A 22645-nucleotide genomic window follows, 5' to 3' on the forward strand; every position below is an offset into this window, starting at 1 on the left:
AATGTAATAGAAAGAATAGTTAAGGAGGAGCAATTTTGAATTTTAAAAAGATGCATGGAAATGGAAATGACTTTATAATAATTGAGGATTTAAATAATGAATATTTAGGAAAAGAAGGTAGTATAGCATTAAAACTTTGTAATAGAAACTTTGGAATAGGTGCAGATGGTATTTTAATAGTACGAAATTCTAAAGAAGCTGATATAGAAATGGTAATTATTAATTCAGATGGATCTTATGCTTCTATGTGTGGTAATGGTATAAGATGTTTTGCAAAATATGTTTATGAAGAAAAGATAGTTGAAAAGACTATAATTAATATAAAAACAGGAGATGGAATAAAGAAGGTAAGTCTTACTCTAAAAGGTGACAACATAGAAGAAATCACCGTATATATGGGGAAACCATCTTTAGATCCAAGTAATATATCAGAAGTTTCAGAAAAACCTATAATAAATAAGCCATTAGAAATAAATAACAAGATATATATAATAAACTCGCTCCATCTTGGGGTGACACATACTGTTATAATAGATAAACTTAGTAATTATAAAATAGAAGAAGGTAAATTTATAGAAGAAAACAGTTTTTTCAAAATGAAAACAAATGTTAACTTTTGCGAAGTATTAGATAGAAAGAGTATTAAAATTAAGACATGGGAAGTTGGAGCAGGTCCGACTCTTGCTTGTGGAACTGGAAGTTGTGCCTCTGCATATATGTCTTATATTCTAGGATATACAGATAATGAAGTTTCAGTTACAGTGGAGGGTGGAACATTAAAGGTTCGAATAGAAGATGGTGATAACATATATATGATTGGAAATGCAGAAAATGTATTTAAAGGAACTCTTTTAATGGAGTATTAATATGACTGGTGGGAATAATGATGAAGAAAAAGTGTAATGCTTTTATACTTTTACTTTTTACGCTATTTTTGGTTGCATGCAATAAAGGAGCCCCTAGTGAAAAAGATATAATTAAGGATTACAATTATTCAAATTTTACAAAGGCTACATTAATGGAATCATCAGAAACTAATATAAAGGCATATAGTTTAAAAGATGGAAAAAGAGAGTATATAGATGAGATAGAAGATATAATGGATTTTAAATACTCCGAAAATATTTTAATATATTTAAAGGAGAAAAATAAAAACAAAGAACTTCCAAGTACAAATATTAGTATAATCAAAAAAGATAAAAAAATACAAAGTTTAGATAAATATAATAGCTATATTGATCTTAGGATATCTAAAAATGGAAATAATATAGCTTACAGGGCATTTGAAGAGGATAGTCTTAGCAGTGCAAAAGGTGTTATGGTATATAACATGGCAACTAATAAAGAAAGTGAAGTTTCTAGCGATATCTTAATTTCGGGAAATGTTTATGACTGGATAGATGAAAACAACATAGTTTACTATGGAGCAATGAATAATTCAAAAGAATCTGCTATATTTTTAAAAGACACAAATAATAATGAAGAAAAGAAACTTTTACAAATAAATGATGGATTCATCGTGTATTTAGAAAGTTTAGATGAAAATAATATTATAACTATGAAGTATAGTAAAGATAATTATGAATTAGTTCTTATTAATTTAAAGGAAGAAACATATAATCCCTTTGACTTAAAGTTATCAAAAGTTTTTTACTCTCTTAAATCTGGAGAAGATATATATGTAATGGGTAAAGATGAAAGTGAAAAAGATTGTATATATAAACTTCAATTGGATAGAACATTTAAAAAGGCAGTATTTAATTTTCCTAAAAATATAAATTCTTCAGGTGGAATGGCTGTAGATGAAAATGGTAATGTATATTTTTTAGGATATGAAGTTAATAAAGAAAAATCAAAGGTTTATATGATAAAAAAAGAGGATAATTCAGTTAATTTGATAATAGACAAAGAAAAAAACTATCATATATATCAAAAAGATAAATAGTAAAAGAGGAATATTTCTTAAAAAGAAATATTCCTTTTTTTGTGTATAAAAAATTAGTGTTTGACAATAATTATAAGTAAATCATGAAATATATATGTTTAAACTATAGAAAGGGGTAATAGGGTATATGCTAAATCCTGAATTAAACTCTAGCCTAGTAAATCTAATACCTAAAAACATAGCTTATGAGAATTTTATGGTTCCACTTAATATAAATGATAAAATTATTGATTTAGCAATAAGTGATGAAAATAATTTATTTGCAATTAATTATGTGAAGTTTTTATATAAAAAAGAAGTTAGAATACATCTGTTTAAAGAAGAGGTGATATTGCAAAAGTTATCTCTTTATTATGGAAATAATGTTAAGGATAATTCTATTGAAGAATTAATAAAAGATAATGTGGAGAAAAGAGAAAAAATATCATGGGAAGAGAAGTCTCCTGCTTCTAGGTTAGTACAGGATATAATAAATGAGGCCATAGATGCTAATGCTAGTGATATTCATATTGAACCTAAAGAAAATGAAATAACTATAAGGTTTAGGAAGGATGGAGTTTTATTTCAATATATAAAACTTCCAAAGGCCGTGTTATCTAGTCTAGTTATAAGAATAAAGCTTTTATCTAATATGAACATTGCTGAAAAGAGGATACCACAGGATGGCAAAATATCATTTGCTAAAAAAGGCACAGGATATGATATAAGGGTTTCTTCTATTCCCACTATAAATGGTGAAAAGTTAGTTCTTAGGATTTTATATAAGGATTCAGCCTTTAAGTCATTAGACAATCTAGGATTTAAAAAGGAGCAATTAAAACTTATACGATCTATGTTAGATTCTCAGTATGGAATGATACTTGTAACAGGACCTACTGGTAGTGGCAAAAGTACTACTTTATATGGCATGATAAATGATTTTAATAAAGAAAATTTAAATATAACTACTATAGAAGACCCTGTAGAATATAGTATAAAAGGTATTAATCAAATAAACGTTGATACTAAAGGAGGAGTACACTTTTCTTCAGGTCTTAGAAGCATTTTACGTCAAGATCCAGATATTATAATGATTGGTGAAATAAGAGATGAGGAAACAGCTCAAATAGCTTCTAGAGCAGCTATAACAGGACACAAGGTTTTATCAACACTTCATACTAATGATTGTATAGGTGCACTTTATAGACTGTCTGAAATGGGAATAAAGAGATATATAATGATGGATGCAGTATTAGGTGTAGTATCACAAAGTCTTGTAAGAAAGTTATGTTGTCATTGCAAACAAAAATCTAAAGAAAAACATTACAAAGGTCTAAATTTAGATATTAAAGAAGATGAATGGTTTTATGAAGCCAAGGGATGTAAGATTTGTAGGAACACAGGTTATTTAGGACGTGTTTTAGTTAGTGAAATACTTTATTTAGATGAAGATAAGAAAATAAATCTACAAAATTGCAAGGATATAAGGGATTTTAGAAGAGAATTAAACATAAAAGAAGAAGATACCCTATTATTTCAGTACAAACAGTTACTATTGCAAGGAGTAATAGATTATAAACAAGTTGTACCCATTATAACTAAGCAAAGGATGATGAAAGATGGATAGGTATTATTATATTGCATATAACTTAAATGGTAGGCGTAAAATGGGTACATTTAAAGGGAGAGAAGATGCATTATGGTTATCATTAAAAACTGAGGGTTATTATATATCAAGGTACCGTAAGGTTATTAATTTAAAGAAAGGCATTAAAAAATCTTCATATAAAGATTTAGAAATTTTATGTCTTAACTTAAAGCTTATGATAGGTTCAGGTGTTAGCTTACTTAGTTCTCTAAATATAATACAAGAAGGCATAGAAAATATGTCAGTAAAAAATAGTATTTTAGAAATATGTAAATCTTTAAAAGATGGTAAAAGTCTAAGTCAAAGTTTTTTAAGTTATCCGAACATATATCCAAGGATGTTTATACAAATGATAAAAGTCGGTGAAGATAGTGGAAGGTTAGAAGATAGCTTTAAAATACTAGGTGATTATTATAAAAAGCAACAAAAACTAAAAAGTAAATTAATAAATGCACTATCATACCCAGTTGTACTTATGATTACTGTTATTATAATGTTTTTCTTTATAACAATTAAAGTAATTCCAAACTTTATGACTTTATTAGAAAATAATGTACAAGAACTACCATTGTACACAAAGGCAATCTTAAGTATTAGTAGCTTCATTTCAGCTAAGTGGTATTTAATAGTAATAATACTTACATTAAATGTATTGATTGTATTATTTAACTATAAGCGGAGCTACATGAGCAATTTTTTAATTTCAAGAATCAAGACCGTTAAAGAGTTTTATAATATTAAATTCATCATGAGTTTAAGGGTACTTATAGAATCAGGAAATACAATTATAAATAGCATAGAAAAATGTACGAATATGTTTGAAGAGAATAATTATAAAAAAGATCTAAATTTAATAGTAGCAGATATAAAAAAAGGAAGAAGTTTATATAAAGCATTTAAAAGATCCGGATTATTTAATTCTATTTCTTTAGCAATTTTAAAGGTAGGAGAAGAAAGTGGTAATCTAGAAGAAAGCTTAAATCACATAGAAGAAATAATGTTAGTTAACTATGAAAAGAAAATAGAAAAAAATCTAAATATTATTCAGCCTGTATCCTTAATTATTGTAGGTGGGATGATTTTAACCCTTGTAATAACCTTAGTTTTACCCATGATTAATGGATTAACATCAATATCTTGAAGCAGGTGACATATGAAAAAAGCATTTAATAAAGTTTATGTGAAAAAAAAAGGATTCACTTTAATTGAAATATTAATAACGTTAAGTCTTATAGGCATAACTGCATATATAACATTTATTCCTATAAATTTAGTAAAAAATAATATATTTAATGCTGAAGTTAAACATTGCAAGACATCTATATTTTCATTAGTGTCTTTCTCTAGTGCATATTGTAAAGGTAATCAAAAAAATGGATACATACAATTAGAAAAGAAAGCAAATAAAATAAGTTTTTCAGTTGATAATAAAATTGTTAAAGTTATGATAATACCAAAAGAATATAAATTAACGGGTGGTAGCTTGGATAATATATTGAATGTTGGCAAAGATGGCACAGTGCAACCTGGAACTATAAGCCTTAAAGATTCTAAAGGCAATGAACACTCAATTACAATACAGGTAGGTAATTTTTATGCGGAAATTAAATAATAATAATAGTAAGGGGAGCATTCTTGTTGAAACATTAATTGCATTTTCTATATTAATTTTAATTATTAATACATTCTTTATGTGTAGAAGCTATTATTTTAAAGAAACAATTAATCAGGAAGATTCTATGAAAGAAACATTGTTCTTAGAGGCTTTAAAAAATGAAATATATTATAATCAAAGTTTTGAGGATTGGGAGCTAACCTGTAATAAAGAATACTACATTGAAAATGAATATATTAAAATGGACTTTATAAAACATAAGAATATATTAGAAATAATGAAGGAAGAAAGTCAGATTAAAAAACCATATATTAAGATAAATACCATTAAAACAGAGGATATATTAGAGGTGAATATTATATTTATAAAGGAATATAGTAGTAAGAAAATAAAACTATATAAAGGAAACTACTGACAAATGAATAAAAGAAAGAAAAAGGCATTTTCTATTTTAGAGTTTATTATTTCTTTTGCCATATCTATGACTATTGCCTCATTCCTTTTTATATTAATATTAATGTGTGTTAAGGATAACCAAAAAGAGAATAAATCTTATGTTAATTATGTTTATTTAAAACAAGCTGTAGATATAATAGATAGAGAAATATCTACAGGAAGATTTATGGTAGAGGTCAAGAATAATTCTATAATATTAAAAGAAAACAAAATAAATAATCCAATAGAAAAAGAAATAACTAAAAACAAAGAAAATAGGGTGGTGTCTATTGTTAAAATAAACAATAGTATTCAAACTTCTAATAATATTATTAAAAATGTAGAAGAATTCTATGTAGAACAAAAGGGTGATCTAATCTTCATTAAGATAGTTTTAAAGGAGGGAGAAATTATAGAAAAATGTTTACCTATGATAAAAACATAAAAAGACATAAAAAAGGTAATATCCTTTTAGGAACATTAATTACTATGATTATGGTATTTACAATTAGTAGCTTCACAATAAATATATTAAAAAAACGTGTAGATACTAATAGTTTAATAAATAAAGCTGTATTTAGAGAAAACAATAAAATGAAGGAAGTTCTCTTAACCAAATTGAGTTTTCAACTGCAAAGTTATTTAGACAAATATATAAGTGAAAATCATGAAGAGGAGATAAGTGAAGTAGAACTTTTGAAAAGCTTTAAGACTATTATAACTTATGAAAATTGTAGTATAAAATACGATAATTTAAGAGAGTGTATAAACTTACATATCAAAGATTTTAGCGGATCTTATAGTAACGAAAGTTATAAATGCAAGATAAGTGAAAATAAAGTTAAACTTATAAGATATGAAGGGGAGGTGCATGATGAATTCAAATAATATTTATATGATTATAGGAAGAGAAATTTATACTTATGATAAAAGAACAAAGTGTTATGAAAAATTTAAGTATGAGGATATAGATTTTATATATTTTAAAAACAAAAAACTAAATATTATTTTAGAGGGAGAGGAAATATATAATTTAAAATTAAATTTACCTAGGATGAATAATATATCATTAAAGAAAAATATAGAAAAGGAAGTAAATCTTTTATTTAAAAAAGATGATATTCTTTTTGATTATGAAGTTATAAAGTCTAGTGATAAAAATTTAATTACGAGCATTAAATGCATAAACACAGATAAATATGAAATTATCGATAGATATTTTGCAGGCTGTAAGTCATTGAGGATTATACCAATTCAAGAAGTTTTAACTAAATATATAAAAAATAAAGCTAAAGTGAAAGAGGGTATAGTAATAGCTTTAATAAAAGAACATTTATATTTTATAATTTTAAAATACGGTGATATAGTTTTTTGTATCCTTAATAAGGATGCAGATGAAAAAAATACTAATAATCTGTGCGAAGAATCTTTGAATATTATTACTAAGTCTTTAGAACATTTAAGTTTATCTATAGAAAATAATATGTATTTAATAAACTTGAATCTGGATAAGAAACATACTAATGACTTTAATATTAAAAGATTTAATATTAAAACTGAGGAGTTGTTTTATGTTAATTAGATATAAAAATCAATATAGTTACCTTCCATCTAGCTATGTAAGTGGCAAAGAAAAAAAAAAATCAATGTCTTATAATAATTACATAATTCTTGCTTTGGTTATTATGATATCAGTAGGCATGTTAATAATAGATTATAATAAAAGTATAAGCTCTAAAAAGCAAGTTGACACAGTCAATGAAGATTTTAGCAAAAAGAGTGTAAGTTGTAATTCAAAAGATATACATGATATCTTAGAGACGTTATTTGGGTTTGAAGAAAAAATGTTTTTAGTAGATAGTGTTTTAATTACTAAAGATAATGTAATTTCAAAGATTACTTTTTATGACAATAAAGATATTGATGAATTTATAAATTACTATAATAAAAATAATCATATAAAGGTGAAGAGTATGGAATATATAAAAGATTTAGAAAATAAATATAGTTTCAATATTAATTTATCTTATTAAGGTGATTGTATGACAAATAATACTAAAAAGATTATTATAATAATATTAGTAATTATATCTTTAGGTGAAACTTTTTATATATTAAATAAATGTTTACTAGAAAGTTCTAATGATACTACGGTAATAAATGAAGAAGCTATACCCCTATTCAATGAAATATCTGAAAATAAAGATGAAACATATGATGATAAGGGGAAAGTAGGAATTAATAATGAAAATACCATATCTAGCATATTGATTTTTCATGAAGAATTAGACTTTGAAATTGAAAAAATAGAATATAGCAAAGATAATATAAATATATTTATAAATTTTACATCGGATATAAATAAATTTTTAAATTACCTATTAGAACTCGAGAAAAGATATGTTAATATTGAAGAGATGAGTATCCTATCTAAAGAGGATAATGTTATAAAAGGGTATTTAATTATTAAAATATCTAAAGATATTTAGGGGAGTATCTAAAATGAGTAAATTAATATTTATAGGTATGCCTGGTGCCGGAAAAACTACTATAGGAGAAGCCGTTAGTAAGGAAAAAGAATGGCGTTTTATAGATACTGATAAGTATATAGAGTCTAGGGAAGGAAGTAGTATTTCTAATATTTTCAAAGAAAAAGGAGAATTATATTTTAGAGATTTAGAAAAAAATATATTAAAAGATTTTGAGGATAAATCTAATATGGTAATATCCACAGGTGGAGGATTACCGATATATAACAATAATATGGAAAAGCTAAATTCATTAGGATTAACGATCTTTTTAGATACACCAATTGATGAATTAGTAGAAAGAATTAAAAAAGATAATAAAAGACCATTGATTTCACAAAACCATATAAAAGTTGAATTAGAGACATTATTGAAAGATAGGACTCAGATATACAAAAAAGCAACTATAATAATAGATTGTGAAAGTAAAAATAAATATGATATAATAAATGAGGTTATAAATAAAATTAAACTATTTGAGATTAATTTATAATAATATATAAATTAAAGGGTAAAATACTAATGAGAATTATATATTGTTTTTAAATAATAGTCAGACTAAAGGTTGATTTTTTTCAAAAATTAGTTTAAAATCTAATAGGTTTAACAGGTGAGATAAATGAAGATATTTGTTATTAATGGACCAAATCTTAATAGATTAGGCAAGAGGGAAGTGAACATTTACGGTGACTTAAGCTTAGGTGAAATAAACAAAAAAATAACTGAGCATTTTAAAAATCAAGCTGAAATTTGTTTTTTTCAAAGCAATGATGAAGGTGAAATTATAAGTGTCATAGGAGAAGCTGACGAAAAATACGATGCTATAGTAATAAACCCAGCAGCATATTCTCATTATAGCATTGCTATATTAGATGCATTAAAGGGAATAAGCATACCGTCAGTAGAAGTCCATCTTAGTAATATTTATAAAAGGGAAGACTTTAGAAAAATAAGTGTTACTGCAAATGCAGCAATAGGTGTAATAAGTGGACTTGGATGGAAGGGTTATATTTTAGCCATAGAATTTTTATTAAACGAGTACAAAGACATACATAAAAACAATATATTTGCCTGAAAAGGTTGTAATATAAATTAATCTAAAAGATTTTTGGAGGGATACTTAATGATATCAGCAGGAGACTTAAGAAAAGGTAATACTTTTGAATTAGATGGACAAGTATTTACAGTAATAGACTTTTTACACGTTAAGCCAGGTAAGGGAGCAGCTTTTGTAAGAACAAAGCTTAGAAATGTAATATCAGGTGGAGTTACTGATACAACTTTTAACCCAACTTTAAAATTACAAGAAGCCGTAATTGAAAGAAAAGAAATGCAATATTTATATTCCGATGGAGAGTTATATTATTTTATGGACCAAGAAACTTTTGAGCAAATTCCATTGAACTTAGAAATTGTAGAAACAGCTATAAAGTTTTTAAAAGAAAATATGTTTGCTATAATAAAATTTTATAAAGGCGAAGCATTCTCTGTTGAAGCTCCTAATTTTGTTGAACTAGCCGTAACCCATACAGAACCATCAGCAAAGGGAAATACTGCAACTAATACATTAAAGCCAGCTACAGTTGAAACTGGTGCTGTAATAAACGTTCCACTTTTTGTAAGTGAAGGAGACGTAATTAGAATAGATACTAGAAATGGTGACTATATGGAAAGAGTTTAAAGCATAGTATTAAACCTTTTATTTTAGAAAGGGATGTGTATCTATGAGCGATATTATAAAAGATATAGAGAGTATTAAAAGTGAACTACAATCATCTAAATTATTAGAGGAAACTTTAGATAAAGCTCTTCAAGTTATTTTGGATTTAGGAGCAAAGGTTACTACAATGGAAAAAGATATGCTAGAGCTAACTGAATATGCCGAGTATATTGAGAGAAGACTAGATTTTATGTCTTCACCATTAGAAGATTATGAAGATGTTATAGGACCTTTAGATTATGAATATGATGAAGATGATTATGTTGAAAGTTCTTGCCCATTTTGTGGCGAGGTACTATTTATAGAAGAGCAACTATTTAAAAGTGACTCTAAGATAAAATGTCCAAATTGCAATAAGACTATGAGACTAGAAGAAAAGTATTTAGAACCAATAAAAAGTGAGGATTAAAACAAATGTTTTAATCTATTGTTTAACAAATTAAATAGTAAATAAAAAAAACCTAAGATTATTCTTAGGTTTTTTTTATTTTTGTAATAATTATGAGTATATATAAATAAAAATTAAATATACAAGGAGATGCATAACCTTAATAAAAAGATAGAAAGAGGAATGTTATGAATACTAATGAAATTATAAATATTTTACCTAAAGAGATTATATTAAAACTAGAAGAAATTAAAGATTTTAATTGCATTCAGGAAATTAGATTAAGGACAAATAGACCACTTATAATCCAAATAAATCAAAAGGAAATAATAAAACCATATTTAGTTACTAAAAATGATATAAAAACTATACTTCAAAGAATAAGCAATTATTCTTTATACGCTTTTGAAGAAGAGATAAGGCAAGGATATATAACAATAAAGGGTGGTCATAGAGTTGGAATAGCAGGGGATTGTGTTCAAGAAAAAGAAGGAATTAAAACCATAAGAACTATTTCTTCTTTAAATATAAGGATATGTAAAGAAGTGAGGGGATGTGGGTTAAATATACTACCTTATGTAATAGAAAAAGGTAAGATACTTAACACTATAATTATTTCACCACCAAAGTGCGGTAAAACCACTATATTAAGAGATATTACAAGAAGTATATCAGATGGTGATATAAACAAAGGACTCCAAGGTAAAAAGGTAGTTATAATTGATGAGCGAAGTGAAATTGCAGCTTGTTTTGAAGGTGTCCCGCAGTTAAATGTGGGTATTAGAACGGACGTTTATGATAATTGTATGAAAAGTTATGGAATAATAATGGCAATCAGGTCTATGGGGCCTGAAGTAATAATTTCTGATGAAATTGGATCTTTAAAAGATATGGAAAGTATATTACTTGCAATGAATTCAGGTGTTAATATTATTACTACTATTCATGGAAGTGGTATTGAAGATATGAAAAAAAGATCAGTATTCAAAGATATATTAGAAGAAGAAGTTTTTAGAAGAGCTGTTGTATTAAGTAATAGAAATGGAGTTGGAACCATAGACTATATATATGACTTTAAAGATAAAAAAGTGATTTATGGAGAAAAAAACTATGGTTAAATATTTTGGGTTTCTTATGATAATTATTTCTTGTTCCTTGGCAGGATTTGTGTATGCAGAGTCCCTTAGAAAAAGGGTTTTGGAACTAAAAGAATTAGAAAGAGCATTAAATCATCTTCAAAATGAAATTTTTTATACACATACACCACTTCCAGAAGCACTTTTAAATATATCTAAAAAAGGAAAATATGGATTTAAAGATTTATTTAAAGATGTAGCAACTGACTTAAAAGAAAATAAAGTTAAAGACGTCTGTGAAAGTTTTCAAAAGAATTTAGAAAAACATAAGAAATCCTTAAATATTAATGAAGAGGACAGAAATATAATTTTAGACCTAGCTAAAGGGATTGGAGAGTCTGACATTGAGTCCCACATGAGTATATTTTCAATTACATTAAAAAACCTCCAAGATCAAATTGAAATTGCTTTAGAAAAAAGTAAAAAGGATATGAAAGTATATAGGTATCTTGGTATCTCCATAGGTCTAATGACAGTTATTTTCTTAATATAAAGGAGGAGAGGACATGCTAGACATAAGTTTGTTATTTAAAATAGGAAGTGCCGGTATAGTGCTAGTAATATTAGATAAGGTCCTTACAACTAGTGGAAAAGAAGATATAGCTACTATTGCTAATATAGCAGGGGTAGTGATAATACTTTTGATGGTAATAAATCTTATAAGCAAGTTATTTGATTCTGTAAAAACCATGTTTCAATTTTAGGTGGTTTTATGGAAATAATAAAAATAACCTCTTTCGCCTTTGTAGCATTATTTTTACTTATTATATTTAAGGAGGAAAGGGAAGATATATCAATATTTATTACTTTAATCACTAGTGTTATAATTATTTTCTTTTTGCTAAGTAAAATCAATTTCATATTTCAATTTCTTCAGTCTATAGCGCTAAAGGCCAACATAGATGCAGTTTATCTAAGTACAGTTATGAAAATACTAGGAATAGCCTATGTAGCATCATTTTGTTCTGAAATATGCAAGGATGCAGGGGCTAATAGCATAGCTTCAAAGGTAGAACTTTCAGGTAAAATTCTTATTTTATTTTTAGCCATACCAATTTTGATGGCGGTTCTAGACGCCATACTAAAGATTATGTAGGTGGATATATGAAAAAATTAATAATAATGGTTTTATTTATAATAATGATAAGTTTCACCACAACTAAAGCAGAAACTCAAATTAAGAAGGTGGATATTAATGGAGGGGGAGGGATAGAAAATGTAGAAGAAAAGAATATTGATACTATGGATGAAAAAGACTTAGAAAATTTATATGAATATATGAGAAATATTAAATTAGATCATGAAGTTTCTAATGATTTAGATATTAAAAGTTATATATCAAATTATATTAAAACAGGAAAAGGAAACCTTAATTATAGGGAAGTGTTAAAAGGACTTCTTAGTTATACATTTAAAGAGGTAATTAGCTCATCAAAGTTTTTAGTTATGGTGATAGTCATTGCATTAATAACTGCATTATTAAAAAATATTCAAGATGCTTTTACTAATGATAACATAACAAACATTGCCTACTTTGCATGCTACTCAATATTAATAATGATATTATCAAAAAGCTTCCTAATATCTATAAATTTAGCTAAGGGTACTATAAAGGAATTAACAGATTTTATGGCGGCGCTTATACCTGTTTTAATGCTACTACTAACAAGTGTTGGAGGCGTAGCTCAGGTTGCAACTATGGATCCTATAACATTAATTGCTATAAATGTTATACCAAGGTTTTATGTAGATTTTATAATTCCATTTATACTTATGGGGTTTGTACTACAATTTATAAATAGCTTATCTGAAGATTATAAGATAACTAAATTAGCTAAGCTTTCAAATCAAATTGTATTATGGGTGCAAGGCATAATTATGACAATATTTATAGGTATAATTACTATAAGAGGAGCCACATCAAGTACATTAGATGCTGTAACTGCAAAAACAGCTAAATTTGCAGTTGATAATTTTGTACCTATAGTTGGGAAAGCTTTATCTGATGCAGTAGCAACGGTTGCTGGATATTCCTTATTATTAAAAAATGCTGTAAGTGTTTTGGGACTTGTAATTATAGTATTTATTATAATTACTCCTATACTTAAGTTGTTTATAATGGCTATGTTATATAAGATAACAGCTGCATTTATAGAACCTATAAGCGATAAAAGAATAATTGAGTGCGTTAGCTCTATAGGTGATTCTATAATACTTATAATGTCTTGTGTTATTTGTATTTCAGTAATGTTTTTTATAATGATAGCCATAATAGCCTCAAGCGGTAAAGCTATTATAGGAGTTTAGGGGTGATTATATGGACATGCTAAAAACTTGGATTATAAACATATGTAGTACAGTTTTATTTATAACAGCTGTAGAACTTATCTTACCAAATAACACTATAAAGAAATATGCAAAGTTTGTTTTAGGATTAATATTAATGACTGTGGTTATAAATCCCATATTTAAAATTGCAGATAAAAATAAAGAAAATTTAACATGGAACATAGAAAAAAGCGAAAAGTATTTAGTAGATTTCGAAAAAAATAAAAAAGAATATACGAGTAAAAATATGGACTCTACCATGGAAAATTTCAAAAAGAATTTACAAGATAAAATAATTGAAAACTTATTAACAAAATATCCCGAAGATAAATTTGAGGTTGGAGTACTTTTAGAAAGTAATGAAGAAAAGTTTTCTATTAAGGGGTTAGAAGTAAAGGCCTACGATAAAAATGTAAACAAGGTTAAAAAGGTAGAATTAAATGGTGTAAAAGACGATAATGCCAAATCCTCTTTAGATACAGCTAAAGATAAGGAAATTAAAACTTATTTAAGCTCCATTCTAAACATAGAGGAAAAAAGTATTAAAATAATAAGATAAATAAAGAATGGTCTTATATAAAACCGAAAAGTGTACAGAAATTTTTATAGGGCAAAATACTATAAGAAAATTTTAAGACGGAGGGGATAAAATGTGGACCTAAAAAAGATAGTGGAAAGACTCAGCAAAAAGGGAACAAAAAACACTATGTTTAACATTTTAATAATATTGCTTATAGGTTTATTTATAGTAATAATATCCGATTTATTTAAAAGCACATCAGCTAAAACTAGTATAAAACAAAAGGAAGATAAAAATATAAATATGAGTGAAAATATTTCATCTTATGAAGATGAACAAAAAAACCAACTGAAATATATATTAAGCAAAATCGAGGGCGTTGGTGGGGTTGATGTGATGATGTATTTTGAAAGTGGAGAAGAACATGTTCCAGCTTTAGATAAAAATAATTCTACAAGCAACACAAAAGAAAAGGATACCGTTGGAGGCAGCAGAGATATAGTACAAAATAATGATGGTACAAAAGTCGTTATGAGCAACAAAGGTAATGACAATGAGCCTCTTATAATTAAAACATATAAGCCAAAGGTTAGCGGAATAATAATAGTTGCAGAAGGTGCAGAGGAAAAAAGGATACAATATGACATAACTAAAGCAGTATCCAACTTTTATAACATTCCTGAAAACAAAGTAAATGTATATTCAATGAAAAAATAGCATATAATTCAATAGAAAAAGGATAGGGGGAATATAAATGAATAAAAAACAAGCAGGTATAATATTAGCTCTATTGGCATTAATAGTTTGTGCAGGAGTAATGGCTACTAAGGTTAATGGAAATATTGATGAATTAGCCATTGGTAACTTAGACACAGGTAAAAACACACTAAGTCTAGGTAAAGAAAAGAAAGAAAAAGAAGTAGCAGAGTCAGATTATTTTTATGAATCAAGAACCATTAGAGATCAACGAACTTCAGAAACAGTACAAACATTAAAGACGCTTATGTCTGAAAAAGATATATCTAAAGAGGAAAAAGATAGTATTTCTAAGAAACATACAGACCTTGCATTAAATCAAGATAATGAAAATAGAATAGAAATTGCACTTAAGGGTAAAGGATTTGAAGATGTGCTATGTTTAATAGAAGGTGACAAGGCAAGAATAATAGTTAAGACTAAAGAAGAATTAACAGAAAAACAAAGAAAACAAATACAAGAAGTAGTTATGAGTGTATCTAAAATAAAGAATGTAGAGATAGATACTAAACAATAATAATTGTAAAACATATTATTGTTTGATATAATGTACCTAAGATTAATAGATTGCTATGCAAAAGTAGGAGGTTAATTTATATGGACGATATAAAAAGAGACGATGTGAACCTTGGTATAGTAAAAATATCAGATGAAGTGGTTAGTGTAATCGCAGGTATTGCAGCTACAGAAATAAAAGGAACTACTGATATGAGTCATACAGTAACAGGTGGTATCACTGAACTTTTTACAGGAAAGAAAAACAATTCAAAAGGTGTAAAAGTCAACGTAGAAGAAGATAGTGCTTCTATTGATATAATTTTGAATGTAGATTATGGTGTTAAAATACAAGATGTAGCAAGCGAAGTACAACAAAACGTAAAAAAAGCTGTTGAAACTATGACAGGTCTTACTGTATCATCAGTTAACGTATATATTCAAAACATAATATTACCAAAAGAAGTATCTACTGTAGACGTTACAGAGTAGAAATAAAACACCTTATTTAATAAATAAGGTGTTTTATTTATTTATAATTAATAATTTAAGATGTTATTTTTTTACTTAAAGAAGTATGATAAAGCATAAATAGGAATAAAAAGGCTCTTGAAAATTCAGGAGTTTTTTTTATAATTTATATGTAATTGTATAGATATCAATTTTGATATATAATATTTAATGATTAATAATAATTAATACTTAACTTTGGATAAATTCTATTATTAAATTTAGGAGGATATAATGAACAGAAAGAGATCAAGAGAAACAGCATTAGAGCTTACATTTCAAATGATGATAAATAAAGAAAGCTCAGAGGAGACCATTGAAAACTTTATTGAAAATACTGATTATGATATAAATGAATTAGACCTTGATTATATAAAATTAATATTAAAAGGTATAGATTCAAATAAAGAAAAATTAGATACGGAAATCGAGAAGTACATGGTAAACTGGAAACTTCAAAGAATATCAAAAATAGACCATGCAATCTTAAGAATAGGGTGCTATGAAATACTTTTATTAAAAGATGTACCTTATAAAGTTGCAATTAATGAAGCCTTAGAACTTACTAGAAAATATTCCGATGAAAAGTCAATATCATTTATAAATGGTATACTTGATAATATAAACAAAAACAAATAAATTAGTAAGGGGAGAGAAGATTATGGGAAATATCATCAATGGGAAAGAAATTGCTAAGTTTTTAAAAAATGACATAAGAAAATTTGCAGAAGATAAGAAAAACCAAGGAAATAGAGTTCCATGTCTTGCTACAATAACAGTGGGTCAAGATGGGGGATCTATTTACTATGTAAATAGTCAAATTAAATTATGTAAAGATTTAGGACTTGAACCAAAACATTTTTCATTAGATGAAAGCATAACCGAAGAAGAATTAATAAATCTTATTGAAAAGTTAAATAATGATAAATCAGTAGATGGAATAATGCTTCAACTACCTTTGCCCAAACATATAAACGAAAAGGAAGTTTCTTCTAAAATAAATTACAAAAAAGATATTGATGGGTTAACTGATATTAACTTAGGTAGATTTTATAAAGGTGAGAAGGCATTTGTACCATGTACTGCTAATAGTGCCTTAGAACTTATAAAGAATACTGGTATAAAGATACAAGGTAAAAGAGTGGTGGTTTTAGGTAGAAGTAATATAGTAGGTAAACCTTCAGCACAATTATTATTAAATGAAAATGCTACAGTTACTATTTGTCACTCAAAAACAGAAAACTTAAAGGCGGTATGTAAAGAAGCAGATATCTTAGTTGTAGCTATAGGAAGACCACAGTCTGTAGGAAAAGACTATATAAAAGAAGGTGCTGTAGTTATAGACGTTGGAACCTCATCTGTAAATGGTAAGATTACAGGAGATGTTATATTTGATGAAGTTTTAGAAATAGCATCTTTTGTAAGTCCAGTACCAGGTGGAGTTGGTTCTATGACTACTACCTTATTAATGAAAAATTTATGTGAGGCGTTTAAGGAAAATGTATATTAAAACACTAACTGTAACTTTAGTAAATAGTTACGTTAAAAAGATGCTAGATAACGATATTATATTAAATAACTTAAAAATAAAAGGTGAAGTGTCTAATTTTAAAAAACATTCTAGTGGACATTTATATTTTTCATTAAAAGATGATTCATCAAAGATTAATTGCGTGATGTTTAAAGATTATGCAAGTTTATTAGATATAAATATGGAAGATGGTTTAATGGTTGAAATAAGGGGCAAAATAAAGGTATACCAAAAAGAAGGAAGCTACCAACTTTATTGTGAAGAAATAAAAAAACAAGGAGTAGGTGAATTATATCTTGCCTTCTTAAAGCTTAAAGAAACCTTAGAAAAAGAAGGGCTTTTTAAATTAGAACACAAAAAGCCTCTTCCCCTTTATCCTAAAAAGATAGGTGTAATAACATCACCTACAGGCGCAGCTATAAAGGATGTTATAAACGTAGCTAAAAGGAGAAATCCTTATATAGATATTATAATTTACCCAGCATTAGTTCAAGGTATTGGATCTAGTAGTAACGTAATTCGCGGGATCGAATATTTAGAAAAAGATAAGAAGGTAGAAGTTATTATAATTGCTAGGGGTGGGGGAAGTATAGAAGAGTTATGGTCATTTAATGATGAGGCCTTAGCTAGAAGAATCTATGAGTCTAAAACACCTATAGTTACAGGGGTTGGACATGAAACGGATTATACTATAGTAGATTTTGTAAGTGATTTAAGAGCTCCAACACCGTCAGCAGCAGCGGAAATTGTATTTAAAAACCATTCTGAAATAAAAAAAGAGGTAGATTATAATTATAATAGGTTGCAAAAGAGTATGGAGGATAACTTACTAAGGAAAAAGAACGAAGTAAACTTATTAAAAAACACTATAGAATTTAATAGCCCAATGACTTATATATTAAATGAACATAAAAAAATCAAAGTCATCAATGATAGACTTAATATTAGTATCAAAAAAAAGGTTAGTGAAGAAAAAAATAAATTAGGATATATGATAGAATTGTTAAATTCTAGAAACCCCTTGAATATATTAAATAAAGGATATACTTTAGTTAAAGATGAAAGCGGTAATATAGTAAAAGATAGTAAAAGTTTAAGTGGAGAGCAGCAAGTTGAGATTAAATTTAGAGATGGAAGCTTAAAAGCTAAAATAGAATCTAAGTAATGCTAGAACTATATAAAATATTATTAAGTTAATATGTAAGGGGGCTATTTTATGGCTAAAAAAGATGATACTTATGAAAATTTAATTAGTAAATTGGAGATTATAGTAGAGGAAATGGAAAGTGAAGAATTAACTTTAGAAAAGTCTATGAAAAATTATGAAGAGGGTGTCAAGATCTGTAACAAGCTATATTCTTTAATCAATGAAATAGAAGGAAAGATAACTATACTAAAAAAAGATGGATTAGAGGAGTTTGAACAGTAAAATGATAAGTTATAATTATATAAAAAAAGAAATTGAATCATGGATGGAAGTATATTTTAAAGATAAACATGGGTATAACAATAAAATATATGAATCTATGTATTATAGTATTAAAAATGGTGGCAAAAGAATTAGACCTATTCTTAATATATTAATTTATAAATTATATAAAGAGAATTATAATGAAATAATACCATTATCATCATCAATAGAGATGATACACACATATTCTTTAATACATGATGATTTACCTTGTATGGACAATGATGATTTAAGAAGAGGAGAACCTACAAACCATAAAGTATTTGGAGATGCTATAGCGGTTCTTGCAGGAGATGCCTTACTTAATGAGGCAATGAGCATATTATTTTCTTTATCCTTAACTAAGGGACCTGAAATTTTAGAAGCTAGCTACTATATTTCAAAAAGTTCAGGAGCTGAAGGTATGATTGCAGGGCAGGTTGTAGATATTTTAAGTGAAGGGAAAAATATAAGTAACGAAGAACTAAAATATATGCATGATAAAAAAACCGGAGCTTTAATTAAAGCCTCAGTCATATCAGCTGCTATAGCAGCAAAAGCACCTAAGGAGCATTTAATTATATTAGAAGAGTATGCACAAAACTTAGGTTTGGCATTCCAAATAAAAGACGACATTTTAGATGTAATTGGTGATGAAAAACTATTAGGTAAATCATTAAATAAAGATATAAAAAATAAAAAGTCTACATTTATAACCAATTATGGCCTTGAAAAGTGTGAAAGTTTATGTGATGATATAACCCATAAATGTATTAAAAGTCTAAAAGACTTAGATTTAGATACTAAAGATCTTGAAGAGCTTACTATGGAGCTTTTAAACAGAAAATCTTAGTATGGGTTTATGTTTGAAGGATTATGTGTACATAAAAATAATTATTTAAAAGTGATAATAGAATCTTCAAACATATATAAAACAAAAAAGGATATGATTAATATGGTTAATATGTTAGATGAATATAACGGTCATAAAGACATAAAAAAAATGACCTTAGAAGAACTAGATAATTTGGCAAAAGATATTAGAACATTTTTAATAGATAAAGTTTCTAAAACAGGAGGACATTTAGCCTCTAATTTAGGAGTTGTAGAGCTTACATTGAGTTTATTTAATGCATTTGATGTAGATAGAGATAAGATTGTTTTTGATGTAGGCCACCAATCTTATATATATAAGATATTAACAGGTAGAAAAGAAAAGTTTGATAGTTTAAGACAACTTGGAGGAATAAGTGGATTCCCTAAAAGAAATGAAAGCATATATGATTGCTTTGACACGGGACATAGCAGTACGTCTATATCTGCAGCACTAGGCATGGCTAGAGCTAGGGATCTTAAAAATAAGAAAAACAATATAATAGCTGTTATAGGTGATGGTGCCTTAACAGGTGGAATGGCTTTAGAAGCACTTAATGATGTGGGGTATAGTAAAACTAATTTAATTATTATACTAAATGATAATCAAATGTCCATAGATAAAAATGTAGGTGGGATGTCCACATACTTAAGTAAGTTAAGAGTAGATCCAAGATACAATAAATTAAAAGATGAGTTTAATTCTACTATGGAGAGAACTTCAGTAGGTAAAGGTATAGTATACTCTATAGATAAATTTAAAGGCAGTATAAAACATATGGTTGTACCTGAAATGCTCTTTGAAGATATGGGAATAAAATATTTAGGCCCTATAGATGGTCATGATATTAAAGAAATGAGCAAAGTTATGAACCTTGCAAAAAACATACAAGGTCCAGTATTAATTCATGCTATAACAAAAAAAGGTAAGGGGTATAGTTTTGCTGAAGATAACCCGAATAAATTCCACGGTATAGGACCTTTTAGCTCAGATAGTGGAGAGCTTTCTTCTTTAAGTAAAAACAACTATTCAAAAGTTTTTGGAGATGAACTGTTAAAAATTGCAAAAGAAGATGAAAATGTTGTAGCAATTACAGCTGCTATGCCTGATGGTACAGGTTTGAAAAAGTTTGCTGAAGCTTACCCTGAAAGATTTTTTGATGTTGGAATAGCAGAACAACACGCTGTAACTCTTGCAGCAGGAATGGCAGCATCAGGTATTAAACCAGTATTTGCTGTATATTCAACCTTCTTACAAAGAGCTTTTGATCAAATACTGCATGATGTATGTATACAAAACCTTCCCGTAGTATTTGCTATAGATAGAGCAGGTATAGTTGGAGAGGATGGAGAAACCCATCAAGGAGTCTTTGATATATCTTATCTTTCATGTATGCCTAATATGACTATATTAGCACCAAAATCCATGGAAGAATTAAGACCAATGTTAAGATGGTCATTAAATCAAGATTCACCTGTTGCAATAAGATATCCTAGAGGTGGGGACATGGATGGGATAAGCTTTGAACCTTTAACATTAGATAAAATTAAAAAAGGAAGATGGGAAAGGTTAAGATTAGGTGATGATGTTGTTATAATAGCCACTGGCAAAATGGTTCAAATGGCAGAAAAGGCAGCAATAATTCTTGAAAAAAGCAATATAAATGTAACAATTATAAATGCATGCTTTATTAAACCTATAGATAAAAGGATGATAAAAGATTTAGTAGATAATAATAAGATAATAATTACACTAGAGGATAATGTAATATCTGGAGGTATGGGATCTGAAATTTTAAATTACATAAGCACACTAGGTAGTTCTATTAAATTTAAGAGTTTGGGCTTTGTTGATGAATTTATAAATCAAGGGGATATAAAGTCCTTATATAAAAAATATAATTTAGATCCAGAGGGTATAGTTAATTCAGTAATAGAAATGTTATAATAATAAATAAAACAATTAAGGAGAAACAATGTCGGTTATAAAGGAAAGAATAGATGTTTTAGTAGTTAATAAAGGCCTATTTGAGTCTAGAGAAAAGGCTAGGGCAAGTATTATGGCAGGTAAAATATTTGTAGATGGAATAAGGGTAGATAAATGTGGAGAAAAAGTTAAGGTAGATTCTAATATTGAATTTAAAGGTGAAAAGCTTCCATATGTAAGTAGAGGAGGCCTAAAACTTGAAAAAGCAATAAAAGATTTCGGACTTAATTTAAAGGATAAGGTATGTTTAGATATTGGAGCCTCAACAGGAGGTTTCACAGATTGTATGCTTCAAAATGGAGCCTCAAAAGTATTTTCTATAGATGTAGGATACGGACAGTTCGCATGGAAATTGAGAGTAGACCCTAGAGTTACTTGCATGGAAAGAACGAATGTAAGATACGTAAAGCCAGAAGATATAGGTGAGTCTTGTGGTTTTGCAAGCATAGATGTATCATTTATATCACTTAAAACAGTTATACCGCCTATATTAGATCTTCTACAAGATAAGGGCGAGGTTGTAGCTTTAATTAAACCACAATTTGAAGCAGGCAGAGAAAAGGTGGGTAAAAAAGGCGTAGTTAGAGATCCTGAAGTACATAAAGAGGTTATTACAAATATAGTAAATTTTTTAATTAATCATAATCTAACTATAATAAGATTAGATTACTCGCCAATAAAAGGACCAGAAGGTAATATTGAATATTTAGTTTATTTTTGCAAAGACGAAAGAAATACAAATTTTAATAAGGAACAAATTGATTTAATAGTGAATAAATCTCATAGCAATTTATAACTTAA

At 27.3% G+C, this 22645-nt stretch carries 31 protein-coding genes; all 31 read left to right on the forward strand.

Annotated elements, in window-relative coordinates:
- Positions 1-35 precede the first annotated feature (35 nt).
- Positions 36-866, forward strand: coding sequence for a diaminopimelate epimerase (gene dapF / locus BD821_RS02100; RefSeq protein ID WP_104409072.1), 831 nt, complete (start codon positions 36-38; stop codon positions 864-866).
- Positions 867-883: 17 nt separating this feature from the next.
- Positions 884-1945: a hypothetical protein gene (locus BD821_RS02105; protein ID WP_146076369.1), complete on the forward strand. Its 1062-nt coding sequence runs from the start codon at positions 884-886 to the stop codon at positions 1943-1945.
- Between the two features lie 127 nt (positions 1946-2072).
- Positions 2073-3551: a GspE/PulE family protein gene (locus BD821_RS02110; protein ID WP_104409074.1), complete on the forward strand. Its 1479-nt coding sequence runs from the start codon at positions 2073-2075 to the stop codon at positions 3549-3551.
- Positions 3544-4713 carry a type II secretion system F family protein gene (locus BD821_RS02115; protein ID WP_104409075.1) on the forward strand — a complete coding sequence of 390 codons (1170 nt, stop codon included), beginning with the start codon at positions 3544-3546 and terminating at the stop codon, positions 4711-4713. The genes BD821_RS02110 and BD821_RS02115 overlap by 8 nt, the downstream gene beginning before the upstream one ends.
- Positions 4714-4725: 12 nt before the next feature.
- Complete coding sequence (locus tag BD821_RS02120) at positions 4726-5184, forward strand: type II secretion system protein (protein WP_104409076.1); 459 nt, start codon at positions 4726-4728, stop codon at positions 5182-5184.
- On the forward strand, positions 5168-5602 hold the full coding sequence (locus BD821_RS02125) for a hypothetical protein (protein ID WP_104409077.1): 435 nt from the start codon (positions 5168-5170) through the stop codon (positions 5600-5602). Before BD821_RS02120 ends, BD821_RS02125 begins: the two co-directional genes overlap by 17 nt.
- 3 nt (positions 5603-5605) lie before the next feature.
- The gene (locus BD821_RS02130) at positions 5606-6067 is read left to right on the forward strand and encodes a hypothetical protein (RefSeq protein ID WP_104409078.1); all 462 of its coding nucleotides are present in this window, start codon (positions 5606-5608) and stop codon (positions 6065-6067) included.
- Complete coding sequence (locus BD821_RS02135) at positions 6043-6510, forward strand: hypothetical protein (protein ID WP_104409079.1); 468 nt, start codon at positions 6043-6045, stop codon at positions 6508-6510. The genes BD821_RS02130 and BD821_RS02135 overlap by 25 nt, the downstream gene beginning before the upstream one ends.
- The gene (locus BD821_RS02140; RefSeq protein WP_104409080.1) at positions 6497-7204 is read left to right on the forward strand and encodes a hypothetical protein; all 708 of its coding nucleotides are present in this window, start codon (positions 6497-6499) and stop codon (positions 7202-7204) included. Before BD821_RS02135 ends, BD821_RS02140 begins: the two co-directional genes overlap by 14 nt.
- Positions 7194-7655: a hypothetical protein gene (locus BD821_RS02145; RefSeq protein ID WP_104409081.1), complete on the forward strand. Its 462-nt coding sequence runs from the start codon at positions 7194-7196 to the stop codon at positions 7653-7655. The genes BD821_RS02140 and BD821_RS02145 overlap by 11 nt, the downstream gene beginning before the upstream one ends.
- A gap of 9 nt (positions 7656-7664) precedes the next feature.
- Positions 7665-8111, forward strand: coding sequence for a hypothetical protein (locus BD821_RS02150; protein ID WP_104409082.1), 447 nt, complete (start codon positions 7665-7667; stop codon positions 8109-8111).
- 13 nt (positions 8112-8124) lie between these two features.
- On the forward strand, positions 8125-8643 hold the full coding sequence (locus BD821_RS02155; protein WP_104409083.1) for a shikimate kinase: 519 nt from the start codon (positions 8125-8127) through the stop codon (positions 8641-8643).
- 126 nt (positions 8644-8769) lie between these two features.
- Positions 8770-9225, forward strand: coding sequence for a type II 3-dehydroquinate dehydratase (aroQ, locus tag BD821_RS02160; RefSeq protein WP_104409084.1), 456 nt, complete (start codon positions 8770-8772; stop codon positions 9223-9225).
- Between the two features lie 48 nt (positions 9226-9273).
- Entirely contained in the window at positions 9274-9831 is a 558-nt protein-coding gene (gene efp / locus BD821_RS02165) for an elongation factor P (RefSeq protein WP_104409085.1), read from the forward strand.
- Between the two features lie 43 nt (positions 9832-9874).
- Positions 9875-10279, forward strand: a complete 405-nt coding sequence (locus tag BD821_RS02170; RefSeq protein WP_104409086.1) for a hypothetical protein — start codon at positions 9875-9877, stop codon at positions 10277-10279.
- A 167-nt stretch (positions 10280-10446) separates the two neighbouring features.
- Positions 10447-11376 carry a stage III sporulation protein AA gene (gene spoIIIAA, locus BD821_RS02175; RefSeq protein WP_104409087.1) on the forward strand — a complete coding sequence of 310 codons (930 nt, stop codon included), beginning with the start codon at positions 10447-10449 and terminating at the stop codon, positions 11374-11376.
- A complete protein-coding gene (gene spoIIIAB / locus BD821_RS02180) occupies positions 11369-11887 on the forward strand; it encodes a stage III sporulation protein SpoIIIAB (RefSeq protein ID WP_169993906.1) in 519 nt (172 codons plus the stop codon). Before spoIIIAA ends, spoIIIAB begins: the two co-directional genes overlap by 8 nt.
- A 13-nt stretch (positions 11888-11900) precedes the next feature.
- Positions 11901-12098, forward strand: a complete 198-nt coding sequence (spoIIIAC, locus tag BD821_RS02185; RefSeq protein WP_104409089.1) for a stage III sporulation protein AC — start codon at positions 11901-11903, stop codon at positions 12096-12098.
- Between the two features lie 8 nt (positions 12099-12106).
- Positions 12107-12490 (forward strand): stage III sporulation protein AD, encoded by a 384-nt coding sequence (gene spoIIIAD / locus BD821_RS02190; RefSeq protein ID WP_029453191.1) that lies wholly within the window; start codon positions 12107-12109, stop codon positions 12488-12490.
- Positions 12491-12498: 8 nt separating this feature from the next.
- Positions 12499-13701: a stage III sporulation protein AE gene (gene spoIIIAE / locus BD821_RS02195; protein WP_029453190.1), complete on the forward strand. Its 1203-nt coding sequence runs from the start codon at positions 12499-12501 to the stop codon at positions 13699-13701.
- 10 nt (positions 13702-13711) lie between these two features.
- A complete protein-coding gene (gene spoIIIAF, locus BD821_RS02200; protein WP_104409090.1) occupies positions 13712-14281 on the forward strand; it encodes a stage III sporulation protein AF in 570 nt (189 codons plus the stop codon).
- 93 nt (positions 14282-14374) lie between these two features.
- Positions 14375-14959: a stage III sporulation protein AG gene (gene spoIIIAG, locus BD821_RS02205; RefSeq protein ID WP_029453188.1), complete on the forward strand. Its 585-nt coding sequence runs from the start codon at positions 14375-14377 to the stop codon at positions 14957-14959.
- Between the two features lie 37 nt (positions 14960-14996).
- Positions 14997-15515 carry a SpoIIIAH-like family protein gene (locus tag BD821_RS02210; RefSeq protein ID WP_029453187.1) on the forward strand — a complete coding sequence of 173 codons (519 nt, stop codon included), beginning with the start codon at positions 14997-14999 and terminating at the stop codon, positions 15513-15515.
- A gap of 80 nt (positions 15516-15595) precedes the next feature.
- On the forward strand, positions 15596-15985 hold the full coding sequence (locus tag BD821_RS02215) for an Asp23/Gls24 family envelope stress response protein (protein WP_029453186.1): 390 nt from the start codon (positions 15596-15598) through the stop codon (positions 15983-15985).
- 252 nt (positions 15986-16237) lie between these two features.
- On the forward strand, positions 16238-16642 hold the full coding sequence (gene nusB / locus BD821_RS02220) for a transcription antitermination factor NusB (RefSeq protein ID WP_029453185.1): 405 nt from the start codon (positions 16238-16240) through the stop codon (positions 16640-16642).
- A 22-nt stretch (positions 16643-16664) separates the two neighbouring features.
- Complete coding sequence (locus BD821_RS02225; RefSeq protein WP_104409091.1) at positions 16665-17513, forward strand: bifunctional 5,10-methylenetetrahydrofolate dehydrogenase/5,10-methenyltetrahydrofolate cyclohydrolase; 849 nt, start codon at positions 16665-16667, stop codon at positions 17511-17513.
- Positions 17503-18699 carry an exodeoxyribonuclease VII large subunit gene (xseA, locus tag BD821_RS02230; RefSeq protein ID WP_104409092.1) on the forward strand — a complete coding sequence of 399 codons (1197 nt, stop codon included), beginning with the start codon at positions 17503-17505 and terminating at the stop codon, positions 18697-18699. Before BD821_RS02225 ends, xseA begins: the two co-directional genes overlap by 11 nt.
- A gap of 51 nt (positions 18700-18750) precedes the next feature.
- Complete coding sequence (locus tag BD821_RS02235; RefSeq protein ID WP_029453182.1) at positions 18751-18963, forward strand: exodeoxyribonuclease VII small subunit; 213 nt, start codon at positions 18751-18753, stop codon at positions 18961-18963.
- A 4-nt stretch (positions 18964-18967) separates the two neighbouring features.
- Entirely contained in the window at positions 18968-19837 is an 870-nt protein-coding gene (locus tag BD821_RS02240) for a polyprenyl synthetase family protein (RefSeq protein ID WP_185158485.1), read from the forward strand.
- Positions 19838-19939: 102 nt separating this feature from the next.
- Positions 19940-21805 (forward strand): 1-deoxy-D-xylulose-5-phosphate synthase, encoded by a 1866-nt coding sequence (dxs, locus tag BD821_RS02245; RefSeq protein ID WP_104409120.1) that lies wholly within the window; start codon positions 19940-19942, stop codon positions 21803-21805.
- Positions 21806-21833: 28 nt separating this feature from the next.
- Positions 21834-22640 carry a TlyA family RNA methyltransferase gene (locus BD821_RS02250; protein WP_029453179.1) on the forward strand — a complete coding sequence of 269 codons (807 nt, stop codon included), beginning with the start codon at positions 21834-21836 and terminating at the stop codon, positions 22638-22640.
- Positions 22641-22645: the final 5 nt, after the last annotated feature.

This window comes from Clostridium algidicarnis DSM 15099 (assembly GCF_002934235.1).
Lineage (GTDB): Bacteria > Bacillota > Clostridia > Clostridiales > Clostridiaceae > Clostridium_L > Clostridium_L algidicarnis.